18 protein-coding genes and 1 tRNA gene are annotated in these 18,788 nt (G+C 59.4%); 8 read left to right on the top strand and 11 right to left on the bottom strand.

Annotated features, from left to right (window positions below; translation table 11 throughout):
* Positions 1–44 precede the first annotated feature (44 nt).
* The gene (gene secA / locus LJD29_RS20650; protein WP_446743467.1) at positions 45–3,032 is read left to right on the top strand and encodes a preprotein translocase subunit SecA; all 2,988 of its coding nucleotides are present in this window, start codon (positions 45–47) and stop codon (positions 3,030–3,032) included.
* Positions 3,033–3,100: 68 nt separating this feature from the next.
* On the opposite strand, the gene LJD29_RS20645 is transcribed toward secA, so the two are convergent.
* From LJD29_RS20645 to LJD29_RS20630, 4 genes are all read right to left on the bottom strand, one after another.
* On the bottom strand, positions 3,101–4,828 hold the full coding sequence (locus LJD29_RS20645; protein ID WP_446743466.1) for a methyl-accepting chemotaxis protein: 1,728 nt from the start codon (positions 4,826–4,828) through the stop codon (positions 3,101–3,103).
* Between the two features lie 34 nt (positions 4,829–4,862).
* Positions 4,863–5,213, bottom strand: coding sequence for an energy transducer TonB (locus tag LJD29_RS20640; RefSeq protein ID WP_446743465.1), 351 nt, complete (start codon positions 5,211–5,213; stop codon positions 4,863–4,865).
* 76 nt (positions 5,214–5,289) lie between these two features.
* Positions 5,290–5,874, bottom strand: coding sequence for a class IV adenylate cyclase (locus LJD29_RS20635; protein WP_446743464.1), 585 nt, complete (start codon positions 5,872–5,874; stop codon positions 5,290–5,292).
* A 60-nt stretch (positions 5,875–5,934) separates the two neighbouring features.
* Complete coding sequence (locus LJD29_RS20630) at positions 5,935–6,699, bottom strand: class I SAM-dependent methyltransferase (RefSeq protein WP_446743463.1); 765 nt, start codon at positions 6,697–6,699, stop codon at positions 5,935–5,937.
* Positions 6,700–6,781: 82 nt separating this feature from the next.
* Between LJD29_RS20630 and LJD29_RS20625 the strand changes: the two genes are divergently transcribed.
* Entirely contained in the window at positions 6,782–7,822 is a 1,041-nt protein-coding gene (locus tag LJD29_RS20625; protein WP_446743462.1) for an L-threonylcarbamoyladenylate synthase, read from the top strand.
* Here the strand turns inward: LJD29_RS20625 and LJD29_RS20620 are convergent.
* From LJD29_RS20620 to tmk, 5 genes are all read right to left on the bottom strand, one after another.
* On the bottom strand, positions 7,819–8,214 hold the full coding sequence (locus LJD29_RS20620; protein WP_446743461.1) for a hypothetical protein: 396 nt from the start codon (positions 8,212–8,214) through the stop codon (positions 7,819–7,821). The genes LJD29_RS20625 and LJD29_RS20620 overlap by 4 nt on opposite strands.
* A 279-nt stretch (positions 8,215–8,493) precedes the next feature.
* Positions 8,494–9,603, bottom strand: coding sequence for a DNA polymerase III subunit (locus tag LJD29_RS20615; RefSeq protein WP_446743460.1), 1,110 nt, complete (start codon positions 9,601–9,603; stop codon positions 8,494–8,496).
* Positions 9,600–10,718: a mechanosensitive ion channel family protein gene (locus tag LJD29_RS20610; RefSeq protein ID WP_446743459.1), complete on the bottom strand. Its 1,119-nt coding sequence runs from the start codon at positions 10,716–10,718 to the stop codon at positions 9,600–9,602. Before LJD29_RS20610 ends, LJD29_RS20615 begins: the two co-directional genes overlap by 4 nt.
* Positions 10,719–10,788: 70 nt before the next feature.
* Positions 10,789–12,162 carry a cytochrome P450 gene (locus LJD29_RS20605; RefSeq protein ID WP_446743458.1) on the bottom strand — a complete coding sequence of 458 codons (1,374 nt, stop codon included), beginning with the start codon at positions 12,160–12,162 and terminating at the stop codon, positions 10,789–10,791.
* 18 nt (positions 12,163–12,180) lie between these two features.
* A complete protein-coding gene (tmk, locus tag LJD29_RS20600; protein WP_446743457.1) occupies positions 12,181–12,840 on the bottom strand; it encodes a dTMP kinase in 660 nt (219 codons plus the stop codon).
* A 184-nt stretch (positions 12,841–13,024) separates the two neighbouring features.
* Between tmk and LJD29_RS20595 the strand changes: the two genes are divergently transcribed.
* Together LJD29_RS20595 and LJD29_RS20590 are read left to right on the top strand one after the other, a co-directional pair.
* Positions 13,025–13,678, top strand: coding sequence for a PIG-L deacetylase family protein (locus LJD29_RS20595; RefSeq protein ID WP_446743456.1), 654 nt, complete (start codon positions 13,025–13,027; stop codon positions 13,676–13,678).
* 34 nt (positions 13,679–13,712) lie between these two features.
* Positions 13,713–15,221 (top strand): protoporphyrinogen/coproporphyrinogen oxidase, encoded by a 1,509-nt coding sequence (locus LJD29_RS20590; protein WP_446743455.1) that lies wholly within the window; start codon positions 13,713–13,715, stop codon positions 15,219–15,221.
* Here the strand turns inward: LJD29_RS20590 and recJ are convergent.
* Together recJ and LJD29_RS20580 are read right to left on the bottom strand one after the other, a co-directional pair.
* Positions 15,140–16,900 (bottom strand): single-stranded-DNA-specific exonuclease RecJ, encoded by a 1,761-nt coding sequence (gene recJ / locus LJD29_RS20585; protein ID WP_446743454.1) that lies wholly within the window; start codon positions 16,898–16,900, stop codon positions 15,140–15,142. The two genes, LJD29_RS20590 and recJ, sit on opposite strands and share 82 nt — an antisense overlap.
* Positions 16,897–17,361 (bottom strand): hypothetical protein, encoded by a 465-nt coding sequence (locus LJD29_RS20580; RefSeq protein ID WP_446743453.1) that lies wholly within the window; start codon positions 17,359–17,361, stop codon positions 16,897–16,899. The genes recJ and LJD29_RS20580 overlap by 4 nt, the downstream gene beginning before the upstream one ends.
* 122 nt (positions 17,362–17,483) lie before the next feature.
* On the opposite strand from LJD29_RS20580, the gene LJD29_RS20575 reads away from it, so the two are divergent.
* From LJD29_RS20575 to LJD29_RS20560, 4 genes are all read left to right on the top strand, one after another.
* Complete coding sequence (locus LJD29_RS20575; protein ID WP_446743452.1) at positions 17,484–17,762, top strand: DUF507 family protein; 279 nt, start codon at positions 17,484–17,486, stop codon at positions 17,760–17,762.
* On the top strand, positions 17,759–18,034 hold the full coding sequence (locus tag LJD29_RS20570) for a DUF507 family protein (protein WP_446743451.1): 276 nt from the start codon (positions 17,759–17,761) through the stop codon (positions 18,032–18,034). The genes LJD29_RS20575 and LJD29_RS20570 overlap by 4 nt, the downstream gene beginning before the upstream one ends.
* Positions 18,035–18,227: 193 nt before the next feature.
* Positions 18,228–18,518 carry a hypothetical protein gene (locus LJD29_RS20565; protein WP_446743450.1) on the top strand — a complete coding sequence of 97 codons (291 nt, stop codon included), beginning with the start codon at positions 18,228–18,230 and terminating at the stop codon, positions 18,516–18,518.
* A 121-nt stretch (positions 18,519–18,639) separates the two neighbouring features.
* A tRNA-Glu gene (locus LJD29_RS20560) sits at positions 18,640–18,716 on the top strand.
* The last annotated feature ends 72 nt before the right edge of the window (positions 18,717–18,788 follow it).

The following is an 18,788-nucleotide window of genomic DNA, read 5'->3' as shown; positions in this document are numbered from 1 at the left end:
ACTTTCCTGCCAGCGTTTAGAATGTATCGTGAGGAAATTACGCTTTGATCGGTAGCACTCTAGCTAAAGTATTCGGAACCAGTAATGAACGCGCCGTGAAGCGCCTGCTGCCCTTTATCCAGACCATCGGAGCGTTTGAGCCGGGTTTGCAGCAGCTTACTGATGAGCAGCTTCGCGCCAAAACCACCGAATTCCGGGCTCGCATAGCCGCTGCGCTCGAAGGCATTGAAGATGTCGAGGAACGCCGGGCCGCTGAGAAGCAGGTACTCGACGAGATTATGCCCGAGGCCTTTGCGGTTGTTCGCGAAGCCGGACGCCGCATTGTGCAGATGCGGCACTTCGACGTCCAGCTGATCGGCGGCATGGTGCTGCACCAGGGCAAGATTGCCGAGATGCGCACCGGAGAAGGCAAAACTCTTGTCGCCACGCTGCCTTGCTACCTGAACGCGCTCGCCGGGCACGGCGTCCACGTGGTTACGGTCAACGATTACCTGGCCAAGCGCGACGCCGAGTGGATGGGCAAGATCTACGAGTTCCTTGGGCTGACCGTGGGCGTGATCGTCCATGACCTGAGCGACGACCAGCGCCGCGCTGCGTACGCCTCCGATATCACCTACGGAACGAACAACGAGTTCGGCTTCGATTACCTGCGCGACAACATGAAGTTCGAGCTGGCCGACTGCGTGCAGCGCGGCCATTACTACGCGATCGTCGACGAAGTGGACTCGATCCTGATCGACGAAGCGCGTACGCCGCTGATCATCTCCGGCCCGACCGACCAGACGACGGATAAGTATGTCCGCGTCAACCGCATCATTCCGTCGCTCGAACAGGGCGAGGAGATCGAAAAGGGCGAAGAGAAGTTCCTGACCGGCGACTATGTCGTCGATGAAAAGCATAAGACCATCACCGTCTCCGACGAAGGCTGGGAAAAGATCGAAGGCCTGCTCGGCATCGGCAACATTGCCGACGTCGAGAACTGGGACCTGAAGCACCACGTCGAAGTCTCAATCAAGGCGCACAACCTCTATAAGCGCGACGTGCAGTACGTGGTGAAGGACGGCGAAGTCATCATCGTCGACGAGTTCACGGGCCGCCTGATGCCAGGCCGCCGCTGGTCCGACGGTTTGCACCAGGCCGTCGAGGCGAAGGAAGGCGTGAATATCCGCCGCGAAGACCAGACGCTCGCCACCATCACCTTCCAGAACTACTTCCGCCTGTACAAGAAGCTCTCGGGCATGACTGGTACGGCGGAAACCGAAGCGACCGAATTCGACAAGATCTACAAGCTCGAAATCGTCGTCATTCCGACCAACAAGCCGATGCTGCGCATCGAAAATCCTGATGTTGTCTACCGCACGGCCAAGGAAAAGTACTTTGCTGTGGCCGACGAGATCGCCGGATTGCATGAAAAGCAGCAGCCGGTGCTGGTTGGCACTACGTCCATCGAAAAGTCGGAGCTGCTTTCGCAGATCCTGCAGCGCAAGGGCGTGCGCCACGTCGTGCTCAACGCCAAGTTCCACGAGCGCGAGGCAGAGATCGTCGCCCAGGCGGGCCGTCTCGGAATGGTCACCATCGCCACCAACATGGCCGGCCGCGGAACCGACATTCTGCTTGGCGGCAATGTCGACTTCATGGCGAAACAGGACCTGGTGAAGCGCGGTTTTGCACGCTCGGTCAGCGTGGCCGAGGGCGCCATCAACCCGATGGCAGCGCCCGGCATGACCCGCTTCTACTACCAGGGGCAGGAGTTTGAAACTTCCCAGGACAACTGGGATCGCGCCTTTGCTACCTTTGCCGCCAACGCGGTGAAGGAACATGACGCGGTGATCGCCGCCGGTGGCCTGCACATTATCGGCACTGAGCGTCACGAGTCGCGCCGTATCGACAACCAGCTTCGCGGCCGCGCCGGCCGTCAGGGCGATCCCGGAGCCTCGCGCTTCTACCTCTCGCTCGAAGATGACCTTATGCGTATCTTCGCGAAGGAGTGGGTTTCGACCCTCCTGCAGCGCATGGGTATGGAAGAAGGCGTGCCGATCGAGTCGCGCATGATCTCGGGCCGCATCGAGAAGGCGCAGGAACAGGTCGAAGGCAACAACTTCGAAGCTCGCAAGCACCTGCTTGAATACGACGACGTAATGAACAAGCAGCGTGAGGCCGTCTACGGTCTGCGCCACCAGCTGCTCGAAGGCCTCGATCAGCGCGAGCTGATTATCGAGGACTACGTCGCCAATATCATCAGCAACCTTCTCGACGAGCATGCGCCCGAAAAGGTCCATGCCGATCAGTGGGACATCGAAGGGTTGAAGACGAAGCTCGTGCAACAGTTCGGACTGGACCTTGCGGCAGAGGGCATCGATCCTCACGAGCTGACTCGCCATGAGCTGGGCGAGACCATCTTCGACAACCTGAAGAATCGTTATCTCGCCAAGGAGCAGTTCATCGGCGAGCAGGGAATGCGCTTCCACGAGCGGATGATCATGCTCAGCGTGCTCGACGGTCTCTGGAAGGATCACCTGCTCAACATGGACCACCTGAAAGAGGGAATCGGCCTGCGCGGCTACGCGCAGCAGGACCCGCTGGTGGCCTACAAGAAGGAATCCTTCGATATGTTCGAAGAGATGATGGCCCGCTTCCAGGAAGACACGGTCCGCTATCTCTTCCTCATGCAGATTGTCGGGCCGGACGGCCAGCCGGTGGCGATCCCGACGCGCCCGCGCGCGGAAGTGCCTGCGGCTCCCCCGGCACCTGTTTTGGACGCTCCGGTACAGCCAGCGAATGGGCACCATTCGGCTCCGCCCGTTTTGCCTCTGCGCGATCCGGGCGCGAGCACGACCATCGATGCAATCGAGCGTGATTTCCAGCGCAAGAAGGAGCGAGAGCTCGAACATGCGCGCATGGCGGGAAGCGGCAATTCCTCCGACCCCTCGGGTGCACAGCGCCGGACGGGTGAAAAGGTAGGCCGGAATGATCCCTGTCCTTGCGGATCGGGCAAGAAGTACAAGAAGTGCCACGGCATCGATGAAGCATAATCGAGTGTGAAACAAGCAAAAGGGCGGAGCCGTAAGGCTCCGCCCTTTTGCTTGTTTGGGGAAGGGAGTTAGTCGCCGTAAGCGGTGGCGTGATTGCGTCCGAACCCTGAGGGCACAATCGCCGTCCGGGGTACCGGCTGCCTGTCTTCGAGGCGGAACTTGCGGATATGATCTTCGAGGCGTTTCGAGCCCTGCTCGACCGACTCGACGATGTTGTTGGTAGCCGGGATCGAAGCGGCACTCTCTTCGCCGAGCTGGTTGATGGTGTCCACGCTCTCGCTCGACTGCCGTGCCGCCTCGGCCTGCTGCATGGAGGCGGTGGCGATCTGCGCGATCATCGCATCTACCTGGTCGGCCATCTGGATGATGCGGTTGAGTGCTTCGCCCGCGCGATTCGTGGTTTCCACGCCTTCGGTGACGGTGTGGGTGCCGGCTTCCATCGCATCGACGGCGCTCCGGGTATGCTCGCGAATACCTTTCACCATCTGGCCGATTTCGCTGGTCGCGTCGCGTGTCGATTCGGCGAGGCGGCGGACCTCTCCGGCGACCACGGCAAAGCCGCGTCCCTGCTCACCCGCACGGGCGGCTTCGATGGCGGCGTTCAGCGCAAGGAGGTTCGTCTTCTGGGCGATCTCTTCGATCACGTTGACGATGCGGATGATCTGCTCGCTCTCCTTGCCGAGGCGCTGCACGGTAGCGGCGGTGTTGCGAACCGAGTCGGCGATGGACTGCATGCTCGACAGCATCTGTTCGACGATGGAGCCGCCTTCGCGGGCGGTCGAAGCGGCCTGCTTCGAGTTGACGGCTGCATTCTGAGCGTGGCGGGAGACCTCAGCGATCGAGATCGACATCTCCTGCATGGCAGCGGCCGCCTGCTGCGTCTGCAGACTCTGCTCCTTGATGCGTCGGAAGGAGTCGTTCGACGAGCGGCTGAGCTTTGCCGAGTCCTCGCTGACGGTGGAAGAGATCTCCATCATGGTGCGGATCATCTCGCGCAGGTTGTCCTGCATGCGGTTGATGGAGCCGGCCAGGCTCGTGATCTCATCGTTCGAGTCCATGTGCAGGGGCTCGCCGGTGAGGTCGCCCTCGGCGATGGTCTGCGAGCGGTCGGCGACCATTGTGATGGAGCGGACGATGCGCCGCGTTGTCATTTCCGAGAGGGTTGCGCCGATCAGGCCGCCGAGAATGATGGCCGTCCAGAGCACGATGGCCTCATTGCGATTGATCGCGAGCACCTGCTTCAGTTCGTCATCGGTGGTCGTGGTCAGGCTGGCCGCGACCTCATTGACCTGCTTGACCAGGTCGGCATTGGCATGCGCGGCCGGGCCCTGCAGCAGGTCGAACGCCTTGCTGGTCCCGTCGCTGCCCTGGCCCACGGCCAGCCGCTGCACCTCGTTCTGCACCGTCTCCAGCTTGTTGTACTGGCTCACCAGCGCATCCAGCCGCTCCGCTCCGATGGTGCGGACGTAGGTCTGGCGAAGCGTGGCGATCTTGTCCAGCGTGGCATGGGTCTGGGCCCGGTAACCGGCAATTTCCGCAGCGTAGCGCTGCGCCATGGAAGAATCCGCTCCGAAGAGGACGTAGGATTCGAGCGCTGCCGTGGCTCCCATCTCCGAGGAGCGCAGCTCGCGGATCTGCGAAAGGGCAGGGAGTCCTCTGCTGGCAATTTCATCGGAGAGGCCGCTCACCTGCCGCATCTTGAGATATGCGGCAAGCGAGCCGAGCAGCACAGACCCCAGCAGGATAATTGTGCTGAGGCGCAGTTTGTACGACAGGCGCGAATCCATCAGGGACATGATGTGTGGTTTCCTTCAGGGGATTTTTGAGAAATTAGTTGACCGATTCGAAGTTCACATCGATGTCCACGGTGCTCGGCGCGTCAGCCGGGACGAACTTCCACTTGCGCACCGCATCTTCCGCAGCGCCAGAGAGCATCTTGTTGCCATTGACCGCCTTGGCTTCCGTCACACTGCCGTCGGCGGCAACATTGGCCGAAATTCGTACAGAGCCGGTGATGTGCATGCGGCGGGCAAGTTCGGGATAGACGGGGGGAACGCGGCGAGCGACTTTACGATCCTCGGCGCTCGCGGGCAGGCTGAGCAGGAAAAGCGCGCAGAGCAAAACGAAAGACAGGAAGCTGCCGGCCTCGTAAGACCGGTTTATAAATTTTCTGGAATTCAAGGCACACCTCGCAGAGCGGAAAAATCCGCCGGATGATGGGCCTATCGGCTGAAAAGATAAAAAGCTTGAGAGGGTTCTACAAGGATGTGGCGTTGCCGATGGCGGCGAAGGTCAGATCGGCTGCATCGCTGCCTGTCCGCTCACGCCATTGCTCAAAAAGCCGTCCGTAGCTGAGGGTGCTAAGCTGATCGGGTTCCAGGCCAAGCTGCGCTGCCTTACTGTCGATCCACTCCTCGGGGCCTTCGAGTTCGGCGAAGGTGCCGATCGGGGTTTCGTCGATCACGCAATGGCCGGTGGCATCGGCGTATTCCGTACGCCATTTTTCGTAGGCGAAGGCGGGAGCGAATCCCATCTGCTCGAAAACAGCGCCGAGTGCCTCACCATCGGACACTCGGGTCTCGGTTTCCACGCGATGCTTGTGGCGGGCCTCGGGATCGTTATCCTTTGGCATGCATTTGTGGGTCAGCACCCACTGCTCGCCGTATCGGCGGATGCGCAGAATTGCGTGTTCGGAACGGAGCCTGCGGTCGGGCGTGTCGTAGAGTACATTGCGCTCAAAGGTGCGCGGGGTGTCGAGATGGAACCCGATGGTGCGAAGTTTTGCTTCCAGTGCCGCTGCGTCGGTGACCTGAAACTTGACCTCGATTTCGACTGCGCTCATGTATCCAGTATAGGCCTATGGACTTCCGGCTCAGAATCGCTCTGCAGGGAGTGCCCAGCGTTACTTTACCGCAAGCACGATGGGCTGATAGAAGGACGTCTCCTCGGGCATGAGCCATTGAATCCGGCGCAGACCGGCGGAGTCCAGGTGTTTCTCCATCTCCGCTCGCTTGATGGCCCGATAGCGCGTGGCATAGTGTTTTGAAACCCACTGTCCTTCTTTGCTCCAGGTGAGATAGAGATGAAGTTCGTACTCGTTCTCTTTCCAATCCCAGAGCTGGTGAACGATGCGACGCTGCCCATCTTCGCTGGTGTAAAAGGCGGGCGGTTGGATATCGGGCCGCGTGCGCAACAGCTTGTCGTAGTCGCGGATACTGGCCAGGAACAGGCCGCCGGGCCTGAGGCAGGCAGCCATGCTTTGCAAAGCGTCGTGCAGGTCCGTGTCCGAAAGCAGGTGCGGCAGGGAGTTGTCGGCCGCCAGCACCACATCGAACGCCGTTTGAGGGGCGAGTGACAGGTTCCGCATATCGTTTACGTGGAAGCGGATATCGAGTTCCCGTTTCCGGGCCTCTCGTTCTGCGCGCTTTATAGCAGCTTCGCTGATGTCGGTGGCCGTGAGCCTGTGGCCGCGGCGGGCGAGTCCGAGTGCCTGGGTTCCGATGCCGCAGGAGCAATCGAGGACTCTGAGCGGTGCCGGTCCGATGCGTTCTTCAACCAGGGGACCGAGAATGTCCGCCTGCCGTTCGATCGATCTTTCCCAATCCTCGAAGATGAGGTGGTAATGTTCCGCAAGATCACTGTAGAAATCTTCGACATGCCCGGTCATGCGATTCCAGTATGCACGAATGTTTGTGGCCGCGCTCGATTCGGCAAAGCGCTCATCTGCGGAGATAATAATGAGGACCCGGATGAAGACCCTTCGCCTGAAAACAGATGCTGCAGCCATCACAGAGGCCGCACAGATTCTACGCAGTGGTGGGACGGTTGCGTTCCCGACCGAAACGGTCTACGGCCTGGGCGCAAATGCGCTCGACGCCGAAGCGGTGGCGAAGATATTTGCGGCAAAGCAGCGACCGCGCTGGGATCCTCTGATTGTGCACGTGGCAGGACCGGAAATGGGCAGGGAGATGCTTGCTGACCTGGTGGCGCAAATTCCCGCAGTTGCTGCAAAGCTGATGGATGCTTTCTGGCCGGGGCCTCTGACGCTTCTGATGCCACGCACGGCGAAGGTGCCGGATGCGGTCACGGCAGGGCGTCCGCTGGTGGGGGTGCGCATGCCTGCGCATCCTGTCGCCGCCGCACTGATCCGTGAAACCGGTCTGCCGATCGCTGCACCCAGCGCCAATACATTCGGGCATATCAGCCCGACAGAGGCTGCGCATGTTATAGAGGATCTCGACGGACGTATCGATGCGATTGTGGACGGGGGAGCGACCAGCCATGGGCTGGAATCGACCGTGGTGGGCATCGAAGGCGACCGCTGCATCCTTTACCGCCCCGGTGTGGTTACGCTGGAGCAGATACGGAAGATCTCTCCGCAGGCCGAGGCATATCGAGAGGAGAAGCTCGAAGCGGAGCCCGAAGCGTTGCCGTCGCCCGGAATCGGCATTCGCCATTACGCCCCGCGCGCACGCGTGATGCTGGTGGATGGTACGGGCCTTGTGCAACGGATGGCGTTCGGGCGCCTGGCTCTGGAAGTTGCGAAAGAGCGCGTGAAGCTGGGTCTGCTGCTGCCCGATGCCTTCGCGGAAAGCGTCGTCGGGATCGAAGCGACGGTCTTTCCGTGGGGCAACTGGAGCAGACCTGAAGACCTGGCTCAAAAGCTTTTCGCAGGTCTTCGCTGGCTCGATGCGCAGGGCGTGACGACAATCCTCTGCCCGCTGCCTCGCGATGAGGGTGTGGGCATCGCCATTCGAGACCGGCTGAGGAAAGCGGCGATTGCCGTCTAGGTGTGGTTCTCGCCGACCTTGTACAGATATTTGATTGAGGTTTTGTAGATCAGGATGCGGTGGCCGTTGCGTACCTTGATGACGTTGCGGTCATGCCACTCGATATAACCTTCGATCCGCTCTCCGTCTTCGAGTACGAACGCCATCAGCGTCTGCGTCTGCACCTGCTTCTGAAAGTAGAAAGCTTCGGCGTGTGAGCTGTCGTGCTCCGATGAGGCGGCGGCCCCTGAAGAGACGGAGCGGGTGAGCACGACCGGATTGTTGCGCTGGTGGAACTGCCGCTCACGCAGGGCATGCTGTGCAAGCGAGGGACGAATCAGCTTGCGGGTGCCGACGAAACCATTTTCAGGCTGCTGCGTCTCCGCTGATGCGCGGTTGCCATTCGATGGCATGGTCCGGAGATCTTTGGCCGCCGGTTCGGAACGCACTTCAAACGGGCCCGTTAGAGGGAGATGTGACGTATTAGCCATAAGTTTTAGAAAGCAATCTATGCAGTCAGATGCCACGGCGAATCGCAGCAGTGGCCTGCACAAGAACCGCAAAGGATTGGAATCTTGCCGCTATCTTAGCCGAGTTCCATGTTGAATCGCTACGTTTTTGTGATTCCTGTTACTAAGATCGTTTTTTGTGGGGATTTCCCTTTGGAATACGTGGCAGGAAGATAATAAGTCTCAGCGAATGAGAGTTTCGCGCTCCAGTTGTACGGCGAAAGCGTCGAGGGAGAGCGACCTGAGAAGATTGCGGCGCATGCCGGTTGTCACCTGGTTCGCGCCCCGGGCCGCGGATTCGATCCATTCCAGGCTGACCTGGCTGGCGAAGGCGGTGAGTTCTTTCATCAGATCGACATTGCGGACGAGCTGCGCGGCGCCGGATTGGATGAGCAGCATGTCCTCAAGCAGGCTGAAGAGAGCCCGCAGCATGCCGGCGGCTTTTTCCTGGCCCTCGGCGCCCGCGCGATACGTCTCCGTCATTTTGAAAAGCGTGGAGTGGTCGCCATCACGAAGTGCCGTATGCAGGATGACCAGGGCATCGGTCCGGCTGGCGACATAGCCTTCGAGATTGAATCCCAGCGCTTGCCCCACAGCGCCCTGTGCCAGCCTCGCCACCAGCGCTCTTTGCTGCGGTTTCCAGTCGGGGCGGCGTGAAGCGAGCAGCGCCTCGATCTCTTCGAGCGGCAGCGCGCCGAGGCGGACAATGCCTGCACGCGAGCGAATGGTGGGGAGCAGGTCGCCGAGGTTCTCCGCCAGCAGGAAGATGCTGGCGTGCCCGGGCGGCTCTTCGAGAATTTTCAGCAGCGAGTTTGCTGCCTCCTTCATAAAGGCAGAGCTGGTGAAGATGTACACAGCGCGCTTCGCCTGCGCCGGCACACGATAAATTTCACGGATTACAGTACGGACCTGTCCGAGCTTGATGAGCAGTTGCGGCGGATCGGGCGGAATCACAAGCACGTCAGGGTGCGTCTGAACGAGGATGCGCGTTTCCTTCTTATCCACGTCGCGCAGCTCTTCGCGGGCGGCCACGGCTTCATCTACGCGGGCGTTGAGATCCGCAGCCTGGCCGATGCGGGTGCAGTTCGAGCACACGCCGCAATAGTCGGGGAGTCCATCACTGGTGCGGGGATCGAGGCAGTTCGCCGCCTGCGCCAGCATGACGGCCAGCGTGTACTTGCCTGCGCCCTTCGGGCCGGTGAGGATGAGGGCATGCGGAAGCCTGTCTGCCGCGATCGATTCGCGCAGATGCCGTACAGCCTGCTCATTACCCAGAAAGTCGCCGAAGCTCACGCCTTAAGACTAGCAGGGAGCGGCCCGGGTTCGCCCGCCGGCGTGGATGGAACCGAGGCGAAACGAGTTCTGGGGAAGGCATCCGGATAATTTTCCTGAATGAACTTCACCATCTCCTCGCGGATGATGCAGCGCAGGTCGAACTGTTCGCTCGAATTGCGGGCGCTCATCAGGCAGCGGATTTCCATGGTGTGCTCGCTCAGGTTGGTCACCTGCGTGGCGTTGACCCTGCCATCCCAGAGCGGGGAGGCAGTGAGAATTTTCGTGAAATGGTCGCGCAGGGCCTGCACGGGGATGGAGTAGTCGACATACAGAAATGAAGTTCCCAGCAGGTCCGATTTCTCGCGCGTCCAGTTCTGAAAGGAGTTTTCGATGAAGTAGCTGAGCGGGACGATGAGCCGCCGCGCGTCCCAGATGTTGACGACCACGTAGGAGGTGGTAATCTCTTCGATCTTGCCCCATTCTCCCTGGATGACGACCACGTCGTCGATGCGGATCGGTTCGGTGAAAGCGATCTGCAGGCCCGCCAGCAGGTTGGCGACGGTGGACTTGGCCGCGGTGGCGAGCACGAGCGAAGCGAGTCCGGCGGAGGCAATCAGTCCGCTGCCGTAATGCCAAAGTTGCGGATCGGGAAAAGTCCACAGAATACAGCCGAAGTCAATGATCGCGATGAAGCCGATGAGGATTCTTCTTAAAAATTGTGTCTGAGTGTGTACACGCCGCGCCCGCACATTGTTTGCGACGGTCAGGTCGTAGCGGCGCATCAGCGCATCCTGCACGACGTAGACGCAGCCGATGGCAAACCATCCGATCAGGATCACCAGGATGATGTGAAGGGTGATACGGATGCTCTGCCGAATCTCTTCAGGGACAGGGATGAACTGAAGGGTTGTGAGCAGGCAGATGTTGAGGAAGACCCAGCGTGCGGGGTGGTTCAGATACTTGTTGATGTTCAGCGGAATCTTGAAGTTCGCTACCGTGGCATTCTTGTTGCGTCTGCGAATAACAAAAAACGCGATCGCGTGAACCAGATTCGCAAGAAAGATGACTCCGCACACCACGAAGATGGCGAAGACCCAGTGGTGCGTATGCCTGAAACGATCAAGTATCTGCATTTCTCAGGGAAGATGCGTCTGAAGAGTCGCGGGGTTTCCTTCGGCTATACCGGTCCGGCACGCAAAAGGTTTAACGCGGTTGCAGAGTCATGCGGATGCCGTGCTTCGGCCGTAGCGTGATCTTGGGCTCGACGTCAAGCGGCTGTCCAGGCACAAGCCTTGGAGCGAAACGCTGTCCAAGCGTGGCCAGCACGAGGATTCCCTCCATCCATGCGAAAGCTTCGCCGATGCACTGGCGGCTGCCTCCACCGAAAGGGAAGTAGACGAACTTGTGACGTCCCGCCTTGTTCTCAGGCGTGAAGCGTTCGGGTTCGAAGCGCAGCGGGTCGGGGAAATACTCTGCGTTACGCTGGATGACGTACTGGCTGAAAAGGAAGAATGTTTTCGGCGGCAGGCGATAGGGGCCGATCTCCACATCGGTCACGCACTGGCGTCCCATGGCCCATGCCGGCGGATAGAGGCGCATCGACTCGGCCAGCACCATCTCCGTGTAGCGAAGCTGCGGAATGTCCTCAAGCGTGGGTATGCGTCCCTGCAGCACTTCGTCGACTTCCGCGTGGAACTTTGCTTCTGCCTCGGGATTTTGTGCAAGCAGCATCCACGTCCATGAGAGCGCGTTGGCCATGGTCTCGTATCCGGCGAGGAAGATGGTCAGCACTTCGTCGCGCAGTTGCTCATTGCTCATCGCACTCTCCGATTCTTCGTCTCGCGAACGGATGAGCATGGAAAGCAGGTCGCCTCGGTCGACTCCGCTGCGGCGATGTTCTTCGATCATGCGATAGACCACGGCATCGAGCCGCTTGCGCGCGCGGCGGAAGCGCATCAGGCCGGGCACAGGCAGGTGCAGATACGATTCGGCCTTCGGCAGCGCGATGAGCAGGTTGTAGATCTTCATGATCGCGTTGACTTCGTGGTTGATGCTGAGAATGTCCGGCGTGACTTCCTGCGCGAAAAGCGTGCGAGCGACGATCTCGAGCGAGAGCCGCATCATCTCCGCGGAGATATCGACCTCCGCCTGCGGCCTCCACTGATCGCGAATCGCAGCCGCGCGATCCACGATCATCGATGCGTAGGCCTGGATGCGCTGGCGATGAAAAGCAGGCGCGGCGATGCGGCGTTGGCGGCGATGCGTCTCGCCGTCGGAGGTGATGAGTCCCTCGCCGAGCAGGATTTTCATGCGCCGCTGCGTGCGCTCCTTGATGAAGTTCTGCGGCTGCATCACGAGAATCTCGCGGATGTAATCGGGATCGTTGAGAAACAGGATGTGGCTCGGTCCCAGCTTGTAATGCGCGGCCTTGCCGTAGGTCCGCGCGAGATATTCAAACAGCAGAATGGGATTGCCGGGCCGGAAGAAGCGGTGGGTTGCGTAGAAGGGCAGGTTCATCCGCAGTCCGGGAGGAAAGCGGTAGCCGTCTCGTTCAATGATGTTCGGGGTATCTGTCATCGCCGCTATGCGGATGCATCAACGCACGCGGGCGAGATGATCCTTCATCACAGATACGATGCGCTCGTGAATCTCTTCGATTGTTGCGTCGCCATCGATTGCGATCACACGCAAAGGCTCACGGGCTGCGATTTCACGATACTTCTCGAAGACGCGCCGGTAGAAGAGATCGTTCTCCCTCTCGAAGCGATTCTCATCTTTGCCTTCCTGCTTCAACGCCTTTGTGTTGCGCTTGCGGGCGCGCTTGAGCGAAGCGTCGAAGTCAGGCATCAGGAGGAATGTAACGTCCGGCTGTAGTCCGCCGCAGATGGATTTGTGCAGCGATAGAACGATTTCGCTGCCGAGTTCGCGGCCACCACCCTGGTAGGCTTCCGTCGAGTCGGTGAAGCGGTCGCAGAGAACGATCTTTCCTTCGTCCAAGGCCGGGCGGATGATCTCGGCGATGGCCTGGGCGCGGTCAGAGAACATCAGGCCGAGTTCGGCGAAAGAGTCTAGATTCTCAGTGCGCGAGTCGAGTAGCAGCGTGCGGATGCGATCGCCGATCCGCGTGCCTCCGGGCTGGCGTGTGACGACGATCGACTCCTGTTCAGCCTCGAGCCACTCGGCTAGCCTGCGCAGCTGTGTCGTCTTGCCCGACCCGTCGAGCCCTTCAAACGTAATAAATACACCACGAGGCATGAGCGGAGTTTAGCAGAGCAGTCATCAGGGTACTTTTTGAAACCGACGGTGCTAAATCCTTGGTTACCTATGAGTTGAAAGAAATTGACTAAAAATATTCGTAGCCAAACGCCTCTGAAATTGCCATCATGTCAGCCAAAGGAGAGTACCAACAAATCCTGCTGGCGATGGAGGCGTGTGCTTCATGCAGAGTAAAGTAGCCCTGGCAATCGGCGCACATCCTGACGATATTGTGCTCGGGTTTGGGGGGATGGCGGTGCGGCTGATCCGCGCAGGCTGGGAAGTTGTGTTCCTCTGCGCCACGCTCGGCGAATGTGGCGGCGATCCTCTGATCAGGCGGGAAGAAGAGACTTTGGCCGCGCGCAGAATCGGCGCAACCCTGGAGTTCGGCGGCATGCCGGATGCGGGTGTGAAGATGTCGGCAGCCATGCCGATGATCCGCCGCGCACTTGAGAAATACTCTCCATCGATCGTATTTGTGCATGACGACGCCGACACGCACGACGATCACGTACAGCTCAGCAAGGCCGCCATGCGTGTGTGCCAGCGCGAGACGAGTTTGTATTTGTACGAGGGACCAACAACAACAGGCTTCCAGCCCTCACTGGTCGCGGATATCTCGGAAGCATGGGAAGAGAAATGCCGCGCGCTTGACGCGCATCAGTCGCAGGTAGACAAGCTGGGATTGCAGGACTGGATCGAATCGGTTGGCCGTTTTCGCGCCTGGCCGCGTTACGCAGGTGCAATGTGCGAAGCCTTTCGCGCACACTCGGCCGACATCGTAGGCCTGATTGGAATAACAGAAGAAGCAAGATTCAAGTTTGCAGTTTCGCTTTGAACCACTCCCCCACTATTTCGCAAAGAAGAGTGTTATGGATCAGCGTGACGTTGCATTTTCCACCGTAATTCTCGGTGCGGGCCCCTGTGGGTTGGGTGCCGCCTGGCGATTAAAAAACACGGCATCCGGCGAGATGCAGAACTATCTGCTCATCGACGAGTCGGAAACGCCCGGCGGCCGCGCGGCCTCCTGCGTTACGCCCGAGGGTTTCATATTCGACCAGGGTGGTCATGTTCTCTATCCGCACAAGGAGTTTCCCGCCTTTGTCGATCTGCTCGACGAGCTGGTCGACGAGTGGCATGAGTCGAAGCCGGTGCGGGGGGTCTGGATGGGCGAGAACCTTATTCCTTACCCCATTCAAAAGAATATTCACCGGCTGCCTGCGGGTAAGTTTTTGCACTGCGTATGGGGTCTGGGCAAGGCGAAGATGCCTGCATTTTCGGGAGCAACCGTCGCAGCCGACGACCTGCTCGTGTACCTCAAGAGCAAATTCGGCAGCGAGTTGACCCGGCTTGTCCTTGGCCCCCTGAACCACAAGATGTGGGCTTATCCGCCAGAAGAGTTATCCAGTGAGTGGACCTCGCATCGGAGCGGGTCGAACTGCAGAAACGTTCCTGATGTGGCCATCTGGAAGCTGCTTCGTAACCTGGTTCTGCAGAGAGATGAATTGGGTTGGGACGAGAGCACGCGCGTGCGCTATCCCCTGCGCGGCGGTACCGGCGCGATCTGGACAAAGCTGGCCGAAGATCTGCCTGCCCATTCGTGCTCGTTTGGCACAAGGGTAACCAGCATCGACCCCGGAAAGAAGCTCTTAAGGGATAATCATGGACGCAGTATCCGCTACGAGCGTTTGATCTCGACCATCCCCGTCGACATCCTCCTGCACCTGCTCGAGGACGAGCCCCAATTGAGTACCAACGCGGAGAGGTTCCGTTGCGCGAGCGTACAGTTGTTTGGATTTGGCATAGAAGGGTATGTGCCGGATCACCTCCGCGGCGTGCACTCGTTTCACGTGCCGGAGAAGAAATACCCGTTCTGGCGGGTGAACTTCCCATCGCATTTTTCTCCGGGCAACGTCCCCGATGCTGCCACGACCTGGTCGGTTCTTTGCGAAGTCAGCTCGCCTTCGCATACAAGCACTCCGATCGATGCAGCGGAAATCGAATCCTCATTACGACAGTTACAGATTCTCCATTCCGGCCACAAGATCGTGTCGCGATGGAGTCAGTTCCTTGGCCACGGCTATCCCGTGCCCTTCCGGGGAAGAGACGCTGTTCTCAATACAGTTCACACTCGTCTGCATGAGTTGGATATCCTGAGCCGCGGCAGGTTTGGAGGATGGAAGTACGAAGTGTCGAACCAGGATCATGCCTTCATGCAGGGAGTAGAGGCCGTCGATTTCCTGATGCACGACGCTCCGGAAGCGACCTATTTCGGCCGCGAGTCTGCGCGGCAGATGGTTTATCCGCCGATGCTGGCGATGCCTGCAATTTCCAGCTCCAGCCCGCCGAACTCCGGGTGCTCGTTCTCACGCAGCTTGTAGGCCAGGTGGATCCTGCTGCCTTCCCCCAGCTGCATGGCCTGCACGCGTTCAGCCCAGTGCCAGCCCAGTGCTGCGATGGTACCCTTATGTTCCCCCGTAGCTAGCTGCAGGCGAACATGCTTTTCTTTCATGTAGCGTGGATCGGCTGCCAGACGCACATCCGACGCAATGAACACCGGCTCAGCGTTGCCCATGCCCATAGGCTCGAGCCGCTTGATCCATGCGTGGATGGCAGGGTTGACGCGTTCGAGCGGCAGCATCGCGTGGCAGTCCAGCGGGTTGCCGAGGTCTTCTTCGCGCAGCCGCGCCGAGGCATAGCTGACCAGGTGCGCACGCAGGGCGGCAACGTTGGCCTTAGGCAGTGAGAATCCCACCGCGTGAGAATGACCGCCAAAGCGCGTGAAGAGCTCACGGCAGCTCTCGATCGCGTCGAGCAGGTGGAACCCGTGTATGGAGCGGCCGGAGCCATGCGCCGTGTCAGGGTGCTCTTCGTCATACGCGATCACCAGCGCGGGCTTACCCGTACGATCGACAATGCGTGAGGCAAGAATGCCAATGATGCCGCGATGCCAGCCGTATCCGTCGATCACGATGCAGCGCGCCTGCTGAAAGGCCTCTTCATCAATGCGGCTGAGAATCTCGTCAAGCATGGCGGCTTCGGTGTCTCGGCGTTCCTGGTTCAGGCGCTCGAGCTTGGTGGCTATCTCAGTGGCCCGCGCTGCGTCGCGAGTCGTGAAGAGCTCAATCACATCGCCGGCTACGTCCATGCGTCCGGCTGCATTGATGCGAGGCGCCAGCCGAAATGCTACGTCTACCGGGGTAAGCCGGCGCCGGGTTGGATCAAGCTGCGCCACAGCCATCAGGGCACGCAGACCTGCGTTGACCGGGCGCCGCAGCTCTTCAAGGCCAAGCGCGGTGATCAGGCGGTTTTCTTCGAGCAGTGGAACCGCATCGGCAACGGTGGCGATTGCCAGCAGCTTCAGAAAGGACGGCAGTATTTTGCTGCGCGCACGTTCGCGGTCGTTCGCTTCCAGCAGTGCCTGCGAGAGCTTGAATGCGACACCCGCTCCGCAGAGATGCTTGCAGGCGTAATTGCATGCCTGCTGGTTAGGGTTGAGGACGGCCAGCGCTTTCGGCAGCGCCTCGCCCGCCTCGGGAAGATGATGATCGGTGACGATCAGGTCGAGCCCCAGCGCCTCCGCTGCATCAGCGGCGGCAAAGGCGCGAATGCCGGTGTCGACGCTGATGACCAGCCTTACGCCATCACGCGCGGCTTCGTCGAGGATGTTTGCCTGCATCCCATAGCCTTCGCGCAGCCGGTGGGGAACGTGGAAGCGCACCTCGCCTCCAAGCATTTCGATGGCGGTCTTTAACAACACCACGGCAGTCGTGCCGTCCACGTCATAGTCGCCGTAAATCAGGATCGTCTCACCGGAGGCGATGGCTTGCTGGATGCGCCCAACCGCCGTCGCCATGCCCAGCATGGAGTAGGGATCGAGCAGGTCGTCAAATTTGGGATGGAGAAAAGCTTCTGCCTCGGCGGCGCTATGGATACCGCGGGCTACCAGCAGTTCGGCAACAAGCTGCGGCAGACCAGCCTCGCGGGCCAGTGCTGCCGCTTTGTTCGGATCGAGATCAGGAAGGAACCAGCGAGTGCCGGCAACAGCTGGCGTGCTCACTGTTCTTCGTCGTCGTCCTCGTCGGTATCCTCGATGACCACATTGCCGAAGTTTTCGAGGGAATCGAGCAGTTGCTGGTAATGCTCATACCATTCGGTCGTATTCTCGTGCAGAAAGACTACGCCCTGGTGGGCAAAGCCCAGTTGGATAAAGCCAACCGAACCGACGTGAGCAGACAGCGTCTGCGCTTCTTCGATTTCGGGAACTTCTTCATCAGGGAAGTTGGTTTCCTGCAGCTCTTCGACCAGCAGGTCCAGTTCTTCCTGATCGAGCGTGACATCGCTCATGGTGAGGAAAGGCGCGCCGGCAGCCTTGGCGGCTTCGACAAAGTCTTTCCAGCTGTCGGGGTTTTCTTCGTCCTCCCACAGTACGGTGGGAACTTCCTCGCCCACGTAGGCGGGAACGGCACGAAGACCGTGGCCCTGAATGAAGGCCACCATATCGTCTTTGAGAGTGTGCAAGCTATCCTGGGACATCACAATATCTCTGATTGTCGCAGAAAATGGCGCTATGCGGAGACCCGGTTTCGGCCAGGCGCGGAGACTTCCTCAGCCCCCGCTATGCTATATTTTCAACCAGATAAATGATCTTTTCCCGCGAATATGTCGGATACCTGGCGCGCCACACGGTCAACGGGCTGATCGAAGCCAAGATGATCAAGGCCGACAAGCTGCCAGTAGTGCAGGAGCGTGTCAACAACGGTCTGCTCGATGAGTTGACGCTTGAGGACCGCATCAACGAAGAAGTACGCGTGATTCTCGAGGCCTACCAGGACGAGATGCATCGTACCGGCGCCGCTTATGCAGAGATGTTCAAGAAGGTGAAGCAGGAGCTGGCGCGGAAATATAAGGCGGTGCTGTGAGAATATCCCGCGACAAGCTGAACAAACTGGCCCACACCGTGGCCGATACCCTGGCCGAAACTGACGAATGCGAATTTCTTGAAGACCGCAACACGATTCGTCAGGAAGCCCGCAAGATTCTCGAAAAGCTGCTGACAGAGGAATTGCGGATCGATGCCGCCGCACGGCTGAAGATCCAGTCCCAGCGCCGTATCATTCCTGAAGGCAGCCAGGAGTGGGACATCCTTTATCGCAAGTACTATAACGACGAAGTGAAGAAGCTCGGCATCTAGCCGGCCCGCCTGCAAGATTCATTTAAGCCTGGTTGTTTGCGCCACTCCAAGCACGTGTGAGTGCGCTTGCCAGGCACTCTGAACGGCTTTCGCTCTGCCCATTCTGCGCCGCTCAGCACTGCTTGGAACTGACCCGCTTCCTAAACAGGAGAGTTTTCTGCGTTTCCTCCGCTCAACGCGCGCCGCATTTCTGTTGTCCGCCTGCCTGCTGGGCGCCGTTGCCTGCCATCCGGCGATACCCGTCATTCGAGTTCCACATGGACTGAAGGGCGATGTCGACGTGGACTTCTGCTCCTTCGATCACGCCGCACGTTGGGTCGTGCAGGTCGACGAAACAGGATATGGAGCGACCGCGCTTTGCATGAAGCCGGATGCAAAATACAACATCGAAATCGATGGAGAGATCTTTCACCCCAAGGATCCGATCGACACGCTAATTAACGACGATGGCATGGTGCAGTCGGTGCACTTTGTCGTACGCTGACAGCGAAGAGCAAGCCCGGAAGTTCGACACGAAAGCGAGCCGAATCAACGGCGAAACCGAACGAGTCGCCGGAAGTCTGCTATATTTAAAAAGTTGGCATCAACCGCCGACGTCCTCATTTGGCGCCATGGTGTAATTGGTTAACACGTCGCCCTCTCAAGGCGAAGAGTTCGGGTTCGATCCCCGATGGCGCTACCAAGCAAATCCAATAAAATTAAATAGATGCGGCAACAGCGGGTTGGTAAACAATCTCTGCTGATCGTTGTTTAT

The organism is Silvibacterium acidisoli (assembly GCA_022870745.1).
Lineage (GTDB): Bacteria > Acidobacteriota > Terriglobia > Terriglobales > Acidobacteriaceae > Silvibacterium.
The sequence above is the reverse complement of the archived record's forward strand: the minus strand, read 5'-3'. Positions and strand labels throughout refer to the sequence as shown.

Coding starts and splice junctions, on each gene's coding strand:
- LJD29_RS20605 (WP_446743458.1), bottom strand. CDS start 12,162: ATGACAGATACCCCGAACATCATTGAACGAGACGGCTACCGCTTTCCT.
- LJD29_RS20590 (WP_446743455.1), top strand. CDS start 13,713: ATGGATCAGCGTGACGTTGCATTTTCCACCGTAATTCTCGGTGCGGGC.
- LJD29_RS20595 (WP_446743456.1), top strand. CDS start 13,025: ATGCAGAGTAAAGTAGCCCTGGCAATCGGCGCACATCCTGACGATATT.
- LJD29_RS20625 (WP_446743462.1), top strand. CDS start 6,782: ATGAAGACCCTTCGCCTGAAAACAGATGCTGCAGCCATCACAGAGGCC.
- LJD29_RS20610 (WP_446743459.1), bottom strand. CDS start 10,718: ATGCAGATACTTGATCGTTTCAGGCATACGCACCACTGGGTCTTCGCC.
- LJD29_RS20630 (WP_446743463.1), bottom strand. CDS start 6,699: ATGACCGGGCATGTCGAAGATTTCTACAGTGATCTTGCGGAACATTAC.
- LJD29_RS20575 (WP_446743452.1), top strand. CDS start 17,484: ATGATCTTTTCCCGCGAATATGTCGGATACCTGGCGCGCCACACGGTC.
- LJD29_RS20620 (WP_446743461.1), bottom strand. CDS start 8,214: ATGCCATCGAATGGCAACCGCGCATCAGCGGAGACGCAGCAGCCTGAA.
- LJD29_RS20635 (WP_446743464.1), bottom strand. CDS start 5,874: ATGAGCGCAGTCGAAATCGAGGTCAAGTTTCAGGTCACCGACGCAGCG.
- LJD29_RS20645 (WP_446743466.1), bottom strand. CDS start 4,828: ATGTCCCTGATGGATTCGCGCCTGTCGTACAAACTGCGCCTCAGCACA.
- tmk (WP_446743457.1), bottom strand. CDS start 12,840: ATGCCTCGTGGTGTATTTATTACGTTTGAAGGGCTCGACGGGTCGGGC.